General features: G+C 69.2%; 12 protein-coding genes. 10 read left to right on the forward strand and 2 right to left on the reverse strand.

Translation table 11 applies throughout. The features are described 5' to 3' along the window. The first annotated feature begins 8 nt into the window (after positions 1-8). Positions 9-2780 (forward strand): DNA mismatch repair protein MutS, encoded by a 2772-nt coding sequence (gene mutS / locus G4D87_RS19240; RefSeq protein WP_163783530.1) that lies wholly within the window; start codon positions 9-11, stop codon positions 2778-2780. Positions 2781-2808: 28 nt separating this feature from the next. Here the strand turns inward: mutS and G4D87_RS19245 are convergent, their stop codons facing one another. Beyond that, a complete protein-coding gene (locus G4D87_RS19245; protein ID WP_163783519.1) occupies positions 2809-3576 on the reverse strand; it encodes a transglutaminase-like domain-containing protein in 768 nt (255 codons plus the stop codon). Positions 3577-4206: 630 nt separating this feature from the next. Here G4D87_RS19245 and G4D87_RS19250 point away from each other — a divergent pair. Beyond that, positions 4207-6216, forward strand: a complete 2010-nt coding sequence (locus G4D87_RS19250; RefSeq protein ID WP_163783520.1) for an amidohydrolase — start codon at positions 4207-4209, stop codon at positions 6214-6216. Positions 6217-6450: 234 nt separating this feature from the next. Beyond that, positions 6451-7275, forward strand: a complete 825-nt coding sequence (locus G4D87_RS19255) for a hypothetical protein (protein WP_163783521.1) — start codon at positions 6451-6453, stop codon at positions 7273-7275. A 72-nt stretch (positions 7276-7347) separates the two neighbouring features. Here G4D87_RS19255 and G4D87_RS19260 read toward each other — a convergent pair whose 3' ends face one another. After that, positions 7348-7941, reverse strand: coding sequence for a DUF998 domain-containing protein (locus G4D87_RS19260; RefSeq protein ID WP_163783522.1), 594 nt, complete (start codon positions 7939-7941; stop codon positions 7348-7350). 205 nt (positions 7942-8146) lie between these two features. Between G4D87_RS19260 and G4D87_RS19265 the strand changes: the two genes are divergently transcribed. From G4D87_RS19265 to G4D87_RS19295, 7 genes are all read left to right on the forward strand, one after another. After that, entirely contained in the window at positions 8147-8410 is a 264-nt protein-coding gene (locus tag G4D87_RS19265; protein ID WP_163783523.1) for a hypothetical protein, read from the forward strand. Between the two features lie 117 nt (positions 8411-8527). After that, positions 8528-9550, forward strand: a complete 1023-nt coding sequence (locus G4D87_RS19270; protein WP_240358407.1) for a DUF3616 domain-containing protein — start codon at positions 8528-8530, stop codon at positions 9548-9550. A 39-nt stretch (positions 9551-9589) separates the two neighbouring features. Beyond that, positions 9590-10354 (forward strand): DUF3592 domain-containing protein, encoded by a 765-nt coding sequence (locus G4D87_RS19275; protein ID WP_163783525.1) that lies wholly within the window; start codon positions 9590-9592, stop codon positions 10352-10354. Between the two features lie 85 nt (positions 10355-10439). Further along, complete coding sequence (locus G4D87_RS19280; protein ID WP_163783526.1) at positions 10440-12101, forward strand: N-acetylmuramoyl-L-alanine amidase; 1662 nt, start codon at positions 10440-10442, stop codon at positions 12099-12101. 459 nt (positions 12102-12560) lie between these two features. After that, positions 12561-13100, forward strand: a complete 540-nt coding sequence (gene pru, locus G4D87_RS19285) for a fruiting body development fimbrial-like coat protein PRU (protein WP_163783527.1) — start codon at positions 12561-12563, stop codon at positions 13098-13100. 82 nt (positions 13101-13182) lie between these two features. Beyond that, on the forward strand, positions 13183-13884 hold the full coding sequence (locus G4D87_RS19290) for a fimbrial biogenesis chaperone (RefSeq protein WP_275902289.1): 702 nt from the start codon (positions 13183-13185) through the stop codon (positions 13882-13884). A 10-nt stretch (positions 13885-13894) separates the two neighbouring features. Continuing rightward, on the forward strand, positions 13895-15250 hold a 1356-nt coding region (locus tag G4D87_RS19295; RefSeq protein ID WP_163783529.1), incomplete at its 3' end, for a fimbria/pilus outer membrane usher protein.

The raw sequence follows: 15250 nt of genomic DNA on the forward strand, positions 1-15250 counted from the left end.
GGGCAGGGATGGCCGTGACGCAGCAGGCGAAGGCAGGCAGGACCGCAGCGGTGGAGCTCCCCGGGGACATGACGCCCGAGGTGGGGCCGGTGAGCGAGGCGGCGGGCGCCAGGGAGATTGCCTCCCTGACCCCCATGATGCGCCAGTACATGGAGGTGAAGGCGCTCCACCCGGACTCGCTGCTGTTCTTCCGGTTGGGTGACTTCTACGAGATGTTCTTCGAGGACGCGGTGAAGGCCTCGGAGATCCTCCAGATCACCCTCACCGCGAGAGCCAAGGGCGCGGACAAGGTGCCCATGTGCGGGGTGCCCTACCATGCCGCGCGGCGGTACATCGGCCGGCTCGTGTCGGAGGGCCTGAAGGTCGCCATCTGCGAACAGGTGGAGGAGCCGGGCAATGGGCCGGGCATCGTCCGCCGGGAAGTCACGCGGGTCATCACCCCGGGCATGGTGCTGGACGAAGAGGTGCTGGAGCCGCAGGCCAGCAACTTCCTGGCCGCCGTGTCCTGGAACGACAAGGGCTGGGGCGCGGCGCTGCTGGAGGCGTCCACCGGCGAGTTCATGGCCCTGGAGGCCCCGGGCATCGCGGAGCTGGCGGAGTCGCTGTCGCGCGTGGAGCCCCGCGAGCTGCTGGTGCCGGACGGGAAGCGAGACGCGCCGGAGGTGGCGCAGCTGCTCGCCCGGCTGGTGCGCACTCCGGCGGTTGCGGAGGGCGAGGCCGCGTCGTTCGAACCCACGCGGGCGGCGGGCTACCTGCGGAGTCACTTCGCGGTGCAGTCGCTGTCCGCTTTCGGACTGGATGACGCGCCCCTGGCCGCGGGGGCGGCGGGCGCGGCGCTGCGTTACCTGAAGGACACGCAGAAGACGGCGGCGGCGCACGTGGACCGGCTGAGCCGGCAGGAGCGCGGCGGCAACCTCCTGATGGATGAGTCCTCGCGGGCCAACCTGGAGGTGCTGCGCTCGCTGCGGGACGGCGGGCGCAAGGGCTCGCTGCTGGGCGTGCTGGACAAGACGGTGACGAGCCTGGGCGCGCGCAAGCTGGCGCGCTGGCTTTCGTCTCCGCTGGGCTCGCTGCCGGAGATCCACGCGCGGCTGGACGCGGTGGAGGAGCTGTCCGGGCGCAGCGTGTGGCGCGAGGAGCTGGCCGGCATCCTCAAGGAAGTGGGGGACCTGGAGCGGCTGTGCGGCCGGCTGTCGCTGGGCGCGGGCAACGCCCGGGACTTGCGCGCGCTGGGCCTGTCGCTGGCGCAGCTTCCCCGGGTGGTGGCGGTGCTGGCGCGGTGTGAGTCCCCGCTGCTCAAGTCGCTGACGGGGCCCCTGGCCGCGCTGCCGGAGCTGGCGGCGCTGCTGGCGCGCGCGGTGGCGGACGAGCCGCCGGTGACGCTGAAGGACGGCGGCATGATTCGCGCCGGCTTCCACGCGGAGCTGGACAAGCTGGTGGCGCTGTCCACGTCCGGCAAGGACCTGCTGCTCCAGATTGAACAGCGGGAGAAGGAGCGCACCGGCATCTCCTCGCTGAAGGTCCGCTACAACAAGGTCTTCGGCTACTACCTGGAGGTGACGAAGTCGAACCTCGACCGGGTGCCCAGGGACTACATCCGCAAGCAGACCACGGTGAACTCCGAGCGCTTCGTCACCCCGGAGCTGAAGGAGTACGAGGAGCAGGTCCTCACCGCCGAGGAGCGGCGCTGCGCGCTGGAGGTTCAGCTCTTCGAGGAGCTGCGCGCGCAGGTGGTGTCGGCGGCGCCGCGCATCCGGTCCGCCGCGGAGGCGGTGGCCACCGGGGACGCGCTGCTGTCCTTCGCGCGGTGCGCGGCGGAGTATGGCTACACGCGGCCGGTGGTGGACGCGTCCGTGGCGCTCAGCATCACCGCGGGGCGGCATCCGGTGGTGGAGCGCATGCTGGGGGCGGGGGATTCCTTCGTTCCCAATGACGTCCGCCTGGATCCGGCGGAGGACGCGCAGTTGATGGTGATTACCGGTCCGAACATGGCCGGCAAGAGCACGGTGATGCGGCAGGTGGCGCTGACGGCGCTGATGGCGCAGGCGGGCTCGTTCGTCCCGGCGAAGGCGGCGCGCATCGGCCTGTGCGACCGCATCTTCACGCGCGTGGGCGCGGCGGACAACCTGGCGCGCGGGCAGTCCACCTTCATGGTGGAGATGACGGAGACCAGCCACATCCTCCACCACGCCACGAGCAAGAGCCTCATCATCCTGGATGAGATTGGCCGTGGCACGTCCACCTTCGACGGGCTCTCCATTGCCTGGGCGGTGGCGGAGCACCTGCACGACACGGTGGGGGCGCGCGCGCTGTTCGCCACGCACTACCACGAGCTGGTGGACCTGGCCCGTGAGCGGCCCCGGGTGAAGAACCTGTGCATCGCCGTGAAGGAGCAGAACGGCAAGGTCATCTTCCTGCGCAAGCTGGTGCCGGGTGGGGCCAGCCGCTCCTACGGCATTGAAGTGGCGAAGCTGGCGGGCCTGCCGCCGGAGGTCGTGGGCCGCGCACGCGAGCTGCTCCAGAACCTGGAGTCCGGGGAGCTGGATGACGCGGGCCGGCCCCGGGTGGCCGTGCGGCAGCCGCAGGGTGGGCGCCGTGGGGCTACGTCCGGGCAGTTGGGGCTGTTCGGCGCGGAGCCGGCGCCCACGGCTCAGGGCCCCGCGGGGGTGACGCCCGCGCAGCAGAAGGCGCTGGAGGCGCTGAAGGAGGCGACCATCGATCGGATGACGCCCCTGGAGGCGCTCAACCTGCTGGCGAAGCTTCAGCGCGAGCTGGAGTAGGTCGGGGCCTGAAGGGGGAACGGCGGCTTCAGGGCACGGCCTGGTGGGTCTGGGTGACGCCCTGGTACTGGTATTTGCCGCTGTCATACGGGGTGATGGCGTCGTCGGCCTTCTTGGTGCAGGCCGCGGCGGTGGGGTCGAAGGCCTGGTACTGGCCCTTGTCGTCCTTGAACTCCACCCAGGCGTGGTCGCCCCGGTCCGTCTTGCCGAAGACGACGCGCGCGTCCACGCCGGCCTGCTCGAAGCGCTGCTCGGCCTCGATGGCCATGTCCACGCAGACGCCGGACTGCGTCTTGTCGAAGGTGCTGGCGTTCTTCATGGCGGCATCCCACGTCTTGCCGCCCGAGTAGTCGTACTTCCAGGACGTGGCCTGCTTCGCGATATCCTGGGCCACCCCATCCGCGCTCTTGCCGGAGGACGGGCCCTTCGCGCCCTGCGCCTGCTCGGGAGGCGGCGTGGGCTGCGCCTGGGCGGGAGTCGGCTGAGGCTTCTGGGCCTGGGCCTTGGACGGCTCGAAGCTGTCGCGGCGCCAGTTCTGCTGGAATTGCTGCGACTCGGTGGGCTTCGGGCACGGGCCCTTCGCGCCCTCGCCCTTCAGCAGGGACTCCTTCGTCAGGCCCAGCTTCTTCAGCAGCGCGGCGAACTCCTGGGGCTGCTTCGCGGAGTCCACCGTCTTCACCGGCGAGCCGTCCGGGTTGACGACCTTCACCACGACATTCTGCGGGGCCTGCGCGGCCTCGGGAGGACGCTTCGCGCAGGGGCTGGAGGACGGGCGCGACAGGGAGGAGATCGTCATGGGACAGGGCCTCGAAGGAAGGAACCGTGGGGATGCCTGCTCCATGAGCACGGCGTGTGCCAGCGCTGGTGCTTCATGGGGTGAATGCCAAGTCCCTGGATTCACGGGGGCCGTAGGGCTGTCCTCGTCAGCGAAGTCCCCCGCCGCTGATGACAGCCGTTGGCGGGGTGATGTCTGGCGTCATCACCCCTCGGCCTTCGCGAGCACACGACGGCACCTGCTCCGGAAGCGCAGATGCGCTCAGGCTCCCAGCACCAGCCACCCACCCACCATGAACATCCAACCGAACACCGCCGCCTCGATGTGGCGTTGAACGAGTCCACGCACGGGGGACTCGAACGCTGGCACGAAGATTCCCGCGAGGCTCCCCTTGCCCAGCGTGGACGTGACAGGTGGGAAGCGGACAGCAACGACATGTCATCGAAAGTACGCCCGACTTCCATCAGGCCGGGGGCTGACGCGTCAACGTGCTCGATTGGCGTGTCAATCATGGCATACCGACCGTCGGCGACTCCTGGCCCCAGCGTCTCGTTTGACGCGTCACTCCCCTCGCTGACGTGTCTGTGGTTGCCTGTATGGATTCAATTGCCTTTCTGCGTATGCTGTCCACCCCCCCCTCAAAGGAGCCTTATGACTGGGTCTCTGCGTAGCGCCGTCTCACGTCCTCCCCGCGCGTTTCCTCGCGGTTCCATGCTGATAGCTGCGCTCGCATTCCTGTCGTCCTGCGCGGCGCCCATCGAGCGTGGCCCCGCGAGGCCTGTCGCGACCCTGTTCGTCGGGAAGGTTGTCACCCTGGATGACCAGGGGACCATCGCCGAAGCCGTGCTGGTGGACGACCGCGGCCAGATCCTGAAGGTCGGCACCGAGCGTGAGCTGCGGCAGGGCCTGGGCTCCCAGGTGGAGGTCGTCCAGCTCGCGCCGGAGCAGGTGTTGATGCCGGGCTTCTTCGACCCGCACCTGCACTTCCTGCCGACGCTCCTCCAGAGCGTGTTGGGCACCCACGACCTGGCGCCCTGCCTGCCACCTCCGTACCAGACGCCGGGGGCAACCACGGACTGCAAGCGCCGCAACAATGTGCTGAGCGCGCTCGCCGCGATGAAGGTGGAGGCCGCGAGCGCCGTAGGGAGCGACACGTTCGTTCTGGGCATGAATCTGGACCCGTCGCGGCAGGTGTTCAACCCCGCCACGGAGCCGTGCGGGCAAGGGGGGCCTCCGGACTTCACGGCGCAGCCGAAGTTCTATCTTGAGAAGTGCGTGAGCGCGGACCGGCCGGTGCTCATCCTGGACCAGTCGGGTCACCTGGCCTACGTGAACCAGAAGGCATTTGATGTCGTTTGTCCAAGCACCCCAGGCAATACGTGCACGCCCCCCGCGTCGGTCGAGGCTGGCGGCGGGGAGTGGGTCACGGACAAGGATGGGAACTTCACGGGCCTGCTTCGGGAGGCGTCCGGGTACGCGCCGTTCATGAAGGCGTTGTCGCAGAATCTGCCCATGGCGTCGATGCACTCCGATCCGGTCAAGCTCGCGGAGCAGGGGGGCGCGGACATCGAACGTGCCATTCGCGCGCTGCGGGACGCGGGCGTCACCACCATTGCTGACGGTGGACTCGAAAGCGTGTCGCAGGTCAACGCCGTGAAGCGGTTCACCGAACTGCCCGGGTTCCCCTTCCGAATCACGGGGGTCGTGGTCGCTGACGCGGCGAACGCGGCGAAGCTCCAGCCGACCGCGCCCGCCTGCGAGCCGAAGCCCGGGAATGACTGCGCGTTGCCGAAGTGGTTGGGGGCGGGTGGAATCAAGCTCTGGGTCGATGGCTCGACGCAGGGCTGCACCGCGAAGCTCGGGGCGCCCTATCAGTACCTGGAGGGCGGACACTGCTCGGGCGAAGGTGAGGGCCGGGCCAACTACGACAGCGTGCAGGACATCGTCGACCAGGTGAGCTCGCTCTGGGAGCAGGGCTTGTGGCGGTTCCAGATCCACGCCAACGGCAACGGGGCGAATACGTGGGCGCTCGACGCGCTGTCGCAGCTCCAGCAGTCAAAGGAGAACCCGCACCGGGTTCTCCTCATCCACAACACGGTGGGCCAGCCCGCGGTCTCCCAGCGCATTGGTGACCTGCGCAAGGGGGCAGGTGCCATGAGTGGGCAGCCGGTGCCGGCGCTCGACATCCAGGTGACGCACCTCATCGGGCATGTGGCGTATTGGGGCGACGCGTTCGTGGGGATGATAGGGGAGGAGGCCGCCAGCGAACTCGATCCCATCGCCTACGATCGTGAGAATGGAATCCCGTTCTCGCTCCACAGCGATTCAATGGTGACGCCGACGCGCCCGCTCTGGTTCGTGGAGCAGGCCGTCACGCGGCGCACCTGGTCCTATCCGGACTTCACGAAGGAATACGTGCTGGGGGCAAAGCATGCGGCGACCGTCGAGGAGGCGCTGCGCGCTGTCACCGTGGTGCCCGCCCGTCACCACGAGCTTGACACGCTGCTGGGCAGCATTGAGCCCGGCAAGGTGGCCGACTTCGTTGTCTTGGGGGCCAACCCGCTCGACTTCGACCCGGCCAAGGGGGGCGACCCGACGAAGATCAGCCAGATTCCGGTAATCCAGACGTACCTCAACGGGAGGGCCACCCAGGCGCGATGATGCCTGGCGTGAAGGGTTTCATTCCAGACTCCTCCCTGCACGGCATGAGGGAGGAGTTCGTGAACATTCACATCCGCCTGGATGACGCGCCTTGCCATGAAGCCGTGCAAGTGGCCTGCTCGACTTCATTGCCTGGTCATGCGTAGAGTTGCCGTTGTGGTGCGTCTTGCTTTGCCGCAAATCCTAGCATCGCAATTCGACCCTCTGAGTCCACCTCACCCCAGGGAACCCCCCATGTTCAAGAACTGCATCACCCATGCGGCCATGCTTGCGACCGCGGCTGTCCTCACGACTGGCTGCGGCACCGACATTCAGGAGGAAAGCCCCGAAGCCGACACGCTCGGCACCCGGAGCGACGCGCTCGAGAGCGTTCAGTTCTGGCATGACTTTCGCGCGTACAGCGGCGTGTCGCCCGAGTGTAACGGCTTCAATGTCTCCGAAGGCCGGGGCCTGGGGCAATGGACGAGCCAGGTTCGCCTGGACACCGACTCCCGGCCGCAGGGGTGCTGGCAGAAGTTTGGCATCCATGACCCCTACGGTGAGCTGAGCGGGCTGGCGCTGACGGTCAGCTTCTACGGCAACAGCGGCTCGACCTCCAACGGGCAGTGCGACAACCCTGGGACGTACGCCATCCCCGTGGGCCCCGTACTCAGCTGGGCCGGCCCTTGGGGAATCGATACCACCGACGCCCACGGCGGCTGCGTGCAGACGTTCAGCATCTCCGGGCGCAGCGACGTGGCGCTGGACGTGCGGTTCGACGCGGACCGGCACAATGGCCAGTGCCAGAACGCGGGAATGCACACGGTGACTGCGAGCAACCCCGTCTCCCTGACGCTCGAAATGGACAACCGTTACGGCGGTTGCTACCAGACCTTCCGGCTCCGCAAGATGACGTGTGGTGACAACATCTGTGAGGCGGGTGAGTCCTGCCCGGCCGACTGCACGCAATGCGGCGACGGCATCTGCCGCGGCTCGGAGAACCGGTTCAACTGCCCCGAAGATTGCAGCCCCGTCATCCCGGGGGAGTGCGCGATTTTTTGCCCGCCTGAGTTCCCGTGACCTTGGCTGCACGGAGAGGGCCGCGTGGCCCTCCCCGTGCGGTGGGGGCGTTCGGCTACCTTCGAGCCTGATTCAGGCGCCGAGCACCAGCCACGCACCCACCAGGACCATCCAGCCGAACACCGTGGCCTCGATGAGGCGCTGAATGAGCCCTCGCACGGGGGACTCGAACGACAGCACGAAGATTCCGGCGAGGACGCCCTTGCCCAGCGCGGACGTGAGCACCGCGAGGCCGGACACGGCTGCCATGTCCTCGAAGGTGCGCCCGAGTTCGATCAACCCCGCGCCCGCGCCGAAGTAGCCAATGGCGGCGACGAGGTTGTGCATCTGGTTCCGCCACGTCCCCCAGAACGGCGCGCCGGCGTCACACGGGAACACCGCGGCGCCGACATAGCTCACGCCCAGAAGGGAGAGCAGCACGAGCCCCGTCCTGGCGTCCTCGGGAAGCCGCCCTCCGAGCAACGCCGCGAACACCCAGACCGCGAGCCCCAGGGGCGCGAAGGCGAGCCAGGCCACCCGGGCCGCGTCCGGAGCACCTGTCTCCCCCAGCTCGCTGATGGTGTTTCGCAGGTGGCTGTAACCGGGACGTCGTCGCGCGAACCTCCACGGCGGTACGACGGCCAACAGCCCGGTGAGGACCGCTGCTACGAGGACCCAAAGGCTCATTTCCCCATGTCTAAGCGCCCGTCCCTCCTGGCGAAAACCTGTTGCCCGGAGCCTCCCCCCGGCCATGGCGAAGACCTTCCAGCAGGCGCGGAGGGCCGGGTATGCACCGGATGATTTCGCAATGCTGTCCCGCCTCCTGCGTGGGGGTGAGCAATCTGTGTAGATTTGCATCAGGCAAGAATGCCTGAGCGAAAGGAACCCACGAATGCTGCGGAACGCATTGGCAGTCATGGCGTTGTCGATGTCCCTGGTGGCGTGTGGCGTAGGCCAGGAGGAGGATGCACCCGAGTCGGTCGAGCACGTCGCCGCGCAGGAGCAGAACCTGTGTGAGCCGGGCCCGTCCTCGAACTGGTGTCAGAACGTCGAGGGCAAGGCCTGTTCGACCAACGTCAACCGCCGCTGCTACATCCCCAATTACTGCGAGTGGTCCCTCTGCCGCTGCATCGAAGGCACCTGGCAGTGCCTGTAGGTTCCTGACGGGGCCGGCACGAAAGTCCGCGCCGGCCCCGCCGTCCCCGTGTCGCCCAGCGCACAGTCAGCGTCACGCCACTCCCCGCGTGTGCTGACCGTGGCCAAGAGTGGGGCCATGAAGCTGCTGCCTGTCTGCATGGGAGTGCTGGTGTGGGGCTGTTCGGCGCACGGCGTGGGCGAAAGGCCGGCCCCCGTGGCCGCCGCGTCCATGGAGGGCCGCGACGTCCTGCGCTTCCAGGGCATGTGTGACGCCTCCGGCGCGGTGGCGCTTGGCGGCGACCTGTTCGTCGTGGGCGACGACGAGGACAACGTCCTCCGGGTCTACGACGCGCGCCGGGGCGGTCCGCCCGTGCAGAGCGTGGACCTGTCCCCGGACCTGGAGCTGCCCGCGGCGAAGAAGAAGGCCCCGGAGACGGACATCGAGGCGGCCACCGGGCTGGGCTCGCTGTCTTTCTGGCTGACGTCGCACGGCCGCAACAGCTCCGGGAAGAAGGCGCCCAGCCGGCTGCGCTTCTTCGCCACCGAGGAGACGGACGCGGGGCCCCGGCTGGTGGGGCGGCCGTACACGCAGCTCCTGGATGACCTGCTCGCCGCGCCGGGGCTGGCGCGCTTCGGCCTGGACGGCGCGGAGACGAAGGCGCCCAAGGCCCCGGGCGGGCTCAATATCGAAGGCATGACGGCCATGCCGGATGGGCGCTCCATCCTCGTGGGCTTCCGCAGCCCCGTGCCGGACGGCAAGGCGCTGCTGGTGCCGCTGCTCAATCCCGTGTCGTTGGTGGAGGAGGGCGCTCGGGCCCAGCTGGGCGAGCCCGTGCAACTGGACCTGGGCGGCCTGGGCATCCGCTCGCTGTCCTGGTGGCGCGGCCGCTACCTCATCATCAGCGGTGGCACGGCGGCGGAGGGCACCTCGCGCCTGTTCACCTGGCGCGGCGGCGAGGATGCCCCAATCGCAGTGGAGGCGGTGGACCTGGCGGGCCTGAACCCGGAGGCCTTCTTCACGCCGGAGGACGCCGAGGAGATTTTGCTGCTCAGCGACGACGGCACCGCGCCGGTGGACGGCGTCGAGTGCAAGCGGCTGAAGGACGCGTCGCGCAAGCGCTTCCGGGGCGTCTGGGTGCGGCTGCCGGAAGCGCCGTGAGGCGGCGTGCGCGTCGCTTGGGGTAGGCTGTGCGGCCATATGCAGCTGGCCATTCCGCATGCCCCCCGAAAGGTCCGACTGACGCAGGTGCCCGGCGCCGTGGGGCGCGTGGTGCGAGGCGTCCTCCTGGGGCTGGTGGCGGTGGCCGTCCTGGGCACCGGTGCCGGCTGGGCCGGACGCTACTTCGTCGAGGAGCAGGGCTTCGCCGCCCGCGCGGAGGAGGTGGAGGGGCTGGTGATGGCCTCCCGCCTGCCGCCCCTGGACGCCCGGGATGGCGGGGAAGCCACCCTGGAGGTGCTCTACACCTTCGCGGAGTCGGAGCACTCCGTGGCCGGCATCCGGACCTTCGCCGAGTACGCGGAAGGGCTGGGGCGGGGCGCCCGCGTGACGCTGCTGGTGGACCCCGCCATGCCGGGCCAGCCTCGCGAGGCAAGCTTCGCCCGCTCCCGGGCGCTGCGCGTGGGGCTGCTCCCCTGGGGCATCGGCCTGGGCGTGCTGGTGGCCGTGGGGTACTTCGCGTGGGAGATGCGGCGGCTGTGGCGCTCCGAGGTGGAGCCGCTGCGGCTGGGCGCGCTGGTGTGGCTGACGCCGGACGGGCCCCTGCCGGAAACTCGGGGCGAGGTGTCCTTTCCGGCCCACTATTTCCGGCAGGACGTGAAGCACGCGGTGCGCGCGCGCGTCCGTCCGGGGCGGGCGCCCGTGCGCAACGGGGAGAAGGTGCTGGCGGCGGTGGTGCCCCGGCAGCCTGGGTGGGCGCGCGTCATCGACCAGGACCTCGCGGGCGTGCTGGGCTGGCTGCGCTGAGGCGGATGGTGGGGGCTGAAAATTTGCCGGCGGGGTGGGGCCGTGTGACACACGCCTGTAGCTCGCACCCACCCGGAGGAACCCCATGCACTCGCGCCTTGTCATCGTGCTGCCCGTGCTGCTGCTGCTCGTCCCGAGCGCGGTGGGTGCCGCCAAGCGAGACGAGGCCGAGGAGGCCTACCAGGGTGCTCGCAAGGTCTACTACGCGTTGAAGGACGACGCGGCCCGGCGCAAGCTGCGCCATCACTGGCTGAACGTGGTGGCGCGCTTCGAGTCCGTGGCCGCGCGCTTCCCGAAGTCGGCCCGCGCGCCGGACGCCCTGTTCACCGCGGCGGAGATGCTCCAGGAGCTGAGCCGCATCTCCTTCGTGGAGGACGACCTCAAGGCCTCCATCACCGACTACACCCGGCTGCTGGAGGGCTACCCGAAGCACCGACTGTCGGATGACGGGGCGCTGGCGCTCGCGAAGATTCACGTCCACCGGCTGGACCAGCCGGAGTCCGCGCGCAAGGTCCTCACCCAGACGCTGGCCGTCAACGGCAAGGGTGACCGGGCGAGGGAGATGCGGGAGCTGCTGGCGTCGTTGCCGTCGCCCAAGGCCCCGCCGCCGCCCCCGCGCAAGGCCGCGCCTGTCGTGGCGAAGACGGACGCCTCCGCGCCGGGAAAGACAGGCACCGCTGACAAGGCGGTCGCCGTGGCGGAGACCTCCAGCGCGGGCGACAGCGACACGTCCAAGGACGCGCAGCCGGCGCCGGCCGTGGAGGCCTCGGCGCCCGCGGAGCGGCCTTCGTCCAGCCTGGTGGCCGCCATCGAGAAGATGGCCCGCGAGCCGTCGGCCAGGCCTCCCCAGAAGGCGCCGAGCGCCCCCGCGAAAGAGGACACGCGCGAAGGCAGCCTGGACGCGGCCGTCGCCGCCGCCGTGGCCTCGAAGCCCGCGGCCGCCGAGCCCCCGCGTCCCATCACCCGTCCGGTGGACGACAAGGTGGCGCAGGCCCGGCTGAAGGCCGTGGCCAAGCAGTCGCGCAGCATGGAGCTGACGCTGGTGGAGCAGCTCGGCCTGAAGGTGCGGCGCGTGGTCATCGACCCCGGCCACGGCGGCCACGACACGGGCGCCATTGGCAAGAAGGGGACGCGCGAGAAGGACGTGGCGCTGGCCATCTCCCTCAAGCTGGCGGAGGAGCTGCGCGCGAAGGGCCTGGAGGTGGTGCTCACCCGCGACGATGACCGGTTCATCCGCCTGGAGGACCGCGCCAGGTACGCCAACGCCGAGCACGGCGACCTCTTCATCTCCGTCCACTGCAACGCGGCGGAGAAGCGCACGCTGCGCGGAATCGAGACGTACACCCTCAACACGTCGGCGGACCGCTACTCCATCCGCCTGGCCGCGCGGGAGAACGCGTCCTCGGAGAAGGGCATCAGCGACCTCCAGTTCATCCTGGCCGACCTGGCCACGAAGGCGAACACCGAGGAGTCCTCGCGGCTCGCCAACCACGTGCAGCGCAGCCTCGTGGGGGACCTGTCCCGCAAGTACAAGGGCATCCGTGACCTGGGCCACAAGGAAGCGCTCTTCTATGTGTTGTTGGGCGTGAAGATGCCGGCCATCCTGGTGGAGACGTCGTTCCTTTCAAACCCAGACGAAGAGGCACGTCTCAAGTCCGTTGTCTATCAAACCGAGGTCGCCAAGGCGATTGCCCAGGGCGTGGAGGAGTTCCTCGGAGACCGCCGCCGCGTGGCGAAGGTCGACTGAGCGGGTCCGGCGCTTCGCCAGACGTGGGTTTCAAGGGCGGAGATGCTGGGCGGTTCAGTTCCGTTCGGCGGAGCAACGCGCGTGACATCGGGTAGGCGCCGCCGGCCCCCCCCCGCGCTCCCCGTTCCAGGCGTGGGAAGAAAACGACCCAGCGTGGGCATGGCGCTTCCGTCCGCTGGGCACATCCCTTCCCACGTTGCCCCCATGCCAGGGACCTGGCGCGCGCCGCGCGACCTGGCCGTCCCGCCCTGAGGGGCTCCCTCCAGGGATATGTGTGCGTTTTGCTGTAAAAACAAGCGAGCAATCAATTTCACGTATTGCGTGGAGGCGTTCACGAAGCGCGGGTGCGACATGCGCTGAAGGGATGGGTGCGCCGGACCGCTCAGCGGTGGGCGAGCGGGTTGCAATGCCCTGACGCAGCCGGAATCAACCGGCCGCTGGATGGAGCACGCAACTCAAATGAACGCAATCAAGACCGCCGTCGCCGCTGTCACCGCCGCCGCGTCCCTCGCCGCCTTCACGCCCGCCGAGGCCGCCACCGCCACCGCCAACCTGAACGTCACCGCCAACGTCGGTGGCTCCTGCAGCATCGGCTCCGGCATCGGCGGCGGCACGCTGAACTTCGGCACGTACGATCCCATCGTCGTCAACTCCGCGCTCGGGATTGACCTCTTCGGTACGGGCTCGCTGAGCGTGAAGTGCACCCTGCTCGGCACCGCGGTCATCACCCTGGGCCAGGGCCTGCACCCGGCCGCGGGTTCGACGGACGCGGCCCCGCTGCGCCGGATGCGCAACACCGCGTCGGCGGACTACCTGGCGTACAGCCTGTACCAGGACGTCACCCGCCTCATCGTGTGGGGGAACACCGCGGGCACGGGCCTCCCGTTCCTGGGTACGGGCCTGCCCGTCCCCGTGCTGGTTTACGGCACGGTCCCCCGCGGCCAGAACGTCCCCTCTGGCACGTACAACGACACCGTCGTCGCCACCATCACCTTCTGATTCGGGGCGACAACACATGCGTAACCGTCTTCTGTCGTGGACTGGCGGCCTGATGTGCTCGGCTGCCTTGGAATGGCTTGCCATGGGGGCCGCGAGCGCGGCGGAGCTCGATGTCAGCCCCGTTCGGCTCGAACTGGATGCGGGCGTCCGTGGCGTGGTGATGAACGTGAGGAACAAAAGCAACGAAACCACACGCTTCCAAGCCTCTGTCTATTCCTGGGTCCAGGATGAAGAAGGGCGCATGTCGCTCGCGCCGACGCAAGACCTGTTCTTCTTCCCATCCCTGTTGACGCTGGAGCCCGGGGAGTCCCGCCCCATCCGGGTGGGCAGCTCCTCGGCTCCACGGGAAACCGAGCGCTCCTTCCGCATCGTCGTGGAGGAGCTCCCCCCGCTGCAACCGTCCACCCAGGCGACTGGGTTGAATGTCCTCACCCGAGTCTCAGTGCCTGTCTTTGTCGCACCCAGGAAGAAGACTGTTCAAGGGCAGATCGCGGAAGCCGTGCTGCGCGAGTCGAAGTTCCACGTCCGGGTGACGAACCCGGGCACGGTGAACTTCTTCATCCGGAACCTACGGGTCCGGGGGCTCGACGCCCAGGGAAAGCGGCTGGTGGAGAAGGAGGAGCCCGGCTGGTACGTCCTGGCGGGCGACGCGCAGGTGTACGCCATGGAGATCGCTGGCAAGGCCTGCCGCAAGGTCCGCACGGTGGAAGTGGAGATGGAGACCGACCAGGGCGTGCTCCGTCAGACCACCCCCGTGGATTCTCCCGCGCCCTGCGCGCGCTGACCGATAAACCATGGCCCCCACCTGTCTTGCCGTGGTTCGCGCGGCGCTGGCGCTATCAGTGTACTTGGGGGCCTCGCTGGCGGACGCGCAGGGGCCCGTGGCCGACAACCCCTCCGCGGCGCCGATGCCCATCGTCGCGGACTTCACCCTGAACGGCGTCCCTCGCGGCGCCACGTTCCCCATGCTGTGGGGCAGCGACGTGCTGCTCCCCGCGGCCACGCTGGAGGCTCACGGCGTGGACCTGGTGGCACTCGGGGGCCGCACGGAAGTCATCGAGGGAAAGACCTACATCTCCGCGCGCTCCCTGGAGCCCGAAGGGCGTTGCGTCCTGGACGAGCGGACCGTCAGCATGACGTGCGAGCTGCCCGCGTCCGTCTTTGGCCAGACGCGCATCAACCTGGGGCCACAGGCGCCGGCGGACTACTCCGTGCGCGGCAGTCCCAGCGGCTTCATCAACTACGCGGCCCACGCCCGCAACACCTCGTTGACCTTCTTTGGAGAGGCCGGCGCGTCCATGGGGCGGGGCTTGTTGACGACACAGGCCCGGTGGCGGCCCGGCGCCGCGCCCCTGCGGGGCCTCACGCAGCTGTCCCTGGACTTCCCCAGGCACATGGTGCGCGCCATCGCCGGTGAGTCCACGGGCTTTGGCGGCGTGCTGGGCGGCGGCGCGGTGGTGGCTGGCCTCCACGCCATGCGCACCTTCGATTTGAATCCATACTTCGTGCGCAACCCGATGCAGGACTTCGCGGGGGACGTCGCCACGCCGTCCACGCTGGAGGTGTACGTCAACGACCACCTGGTGAATCGCACCGAGCTCCCGCCCGGCCCCTTCCGACTGGAGAACCTCACGGTGCCTCGGGGAGAGGGGAACACGCGCTACGTCATCCGGGACGCGTTCGGCCGGGCGCGCGAGGTGAACACGCCCTACTACCTCAGCGGGCAGCAGCTCTCTCCGGGCGTGGCCGACTACCGGCTCTCCGCGGGCATTGAGCGGGAGAACGTCAACCGCTCCAACTTCGACTTCGGCCGGCCCATGCTCCTGGGCAACTTCCGCATGGGCCTCACACCGTGGCTGACGCCGGGCGTGCGGCTGGAGCTGGCGCCCGACGTCGTCAGCGCCGGCGCCATGCAGCTCCTCCTGCTGCCCTTCGGCGAACTGGAGCTGTCCCAGGCAGTCAGCCGCAGCGCGAGGCGCACGGGGCTGGCGGCGGGCATCGTGTACTCGCTCCAGCGCCGCCGGGTGGGTGGCTCCGTCTTCGGCCGGGGGATGAACACCTCCTACACGCACACGAGCCTCGGGCTGGATGACGACCACGCCCTCGTGGAGACGGGCGGCTCGCTGTTCCTGGCGCTGGGGGAGGGGGTC

Source organism: Myxococcus vastator (genome assembly GCF_010894475.1).
Taxonomy (GTDB): Bacteria; Myxococcota; Myxococcia; order Myxococcales; family Myxococcaceae; genus Myxococcus; species Myxococcus vastator.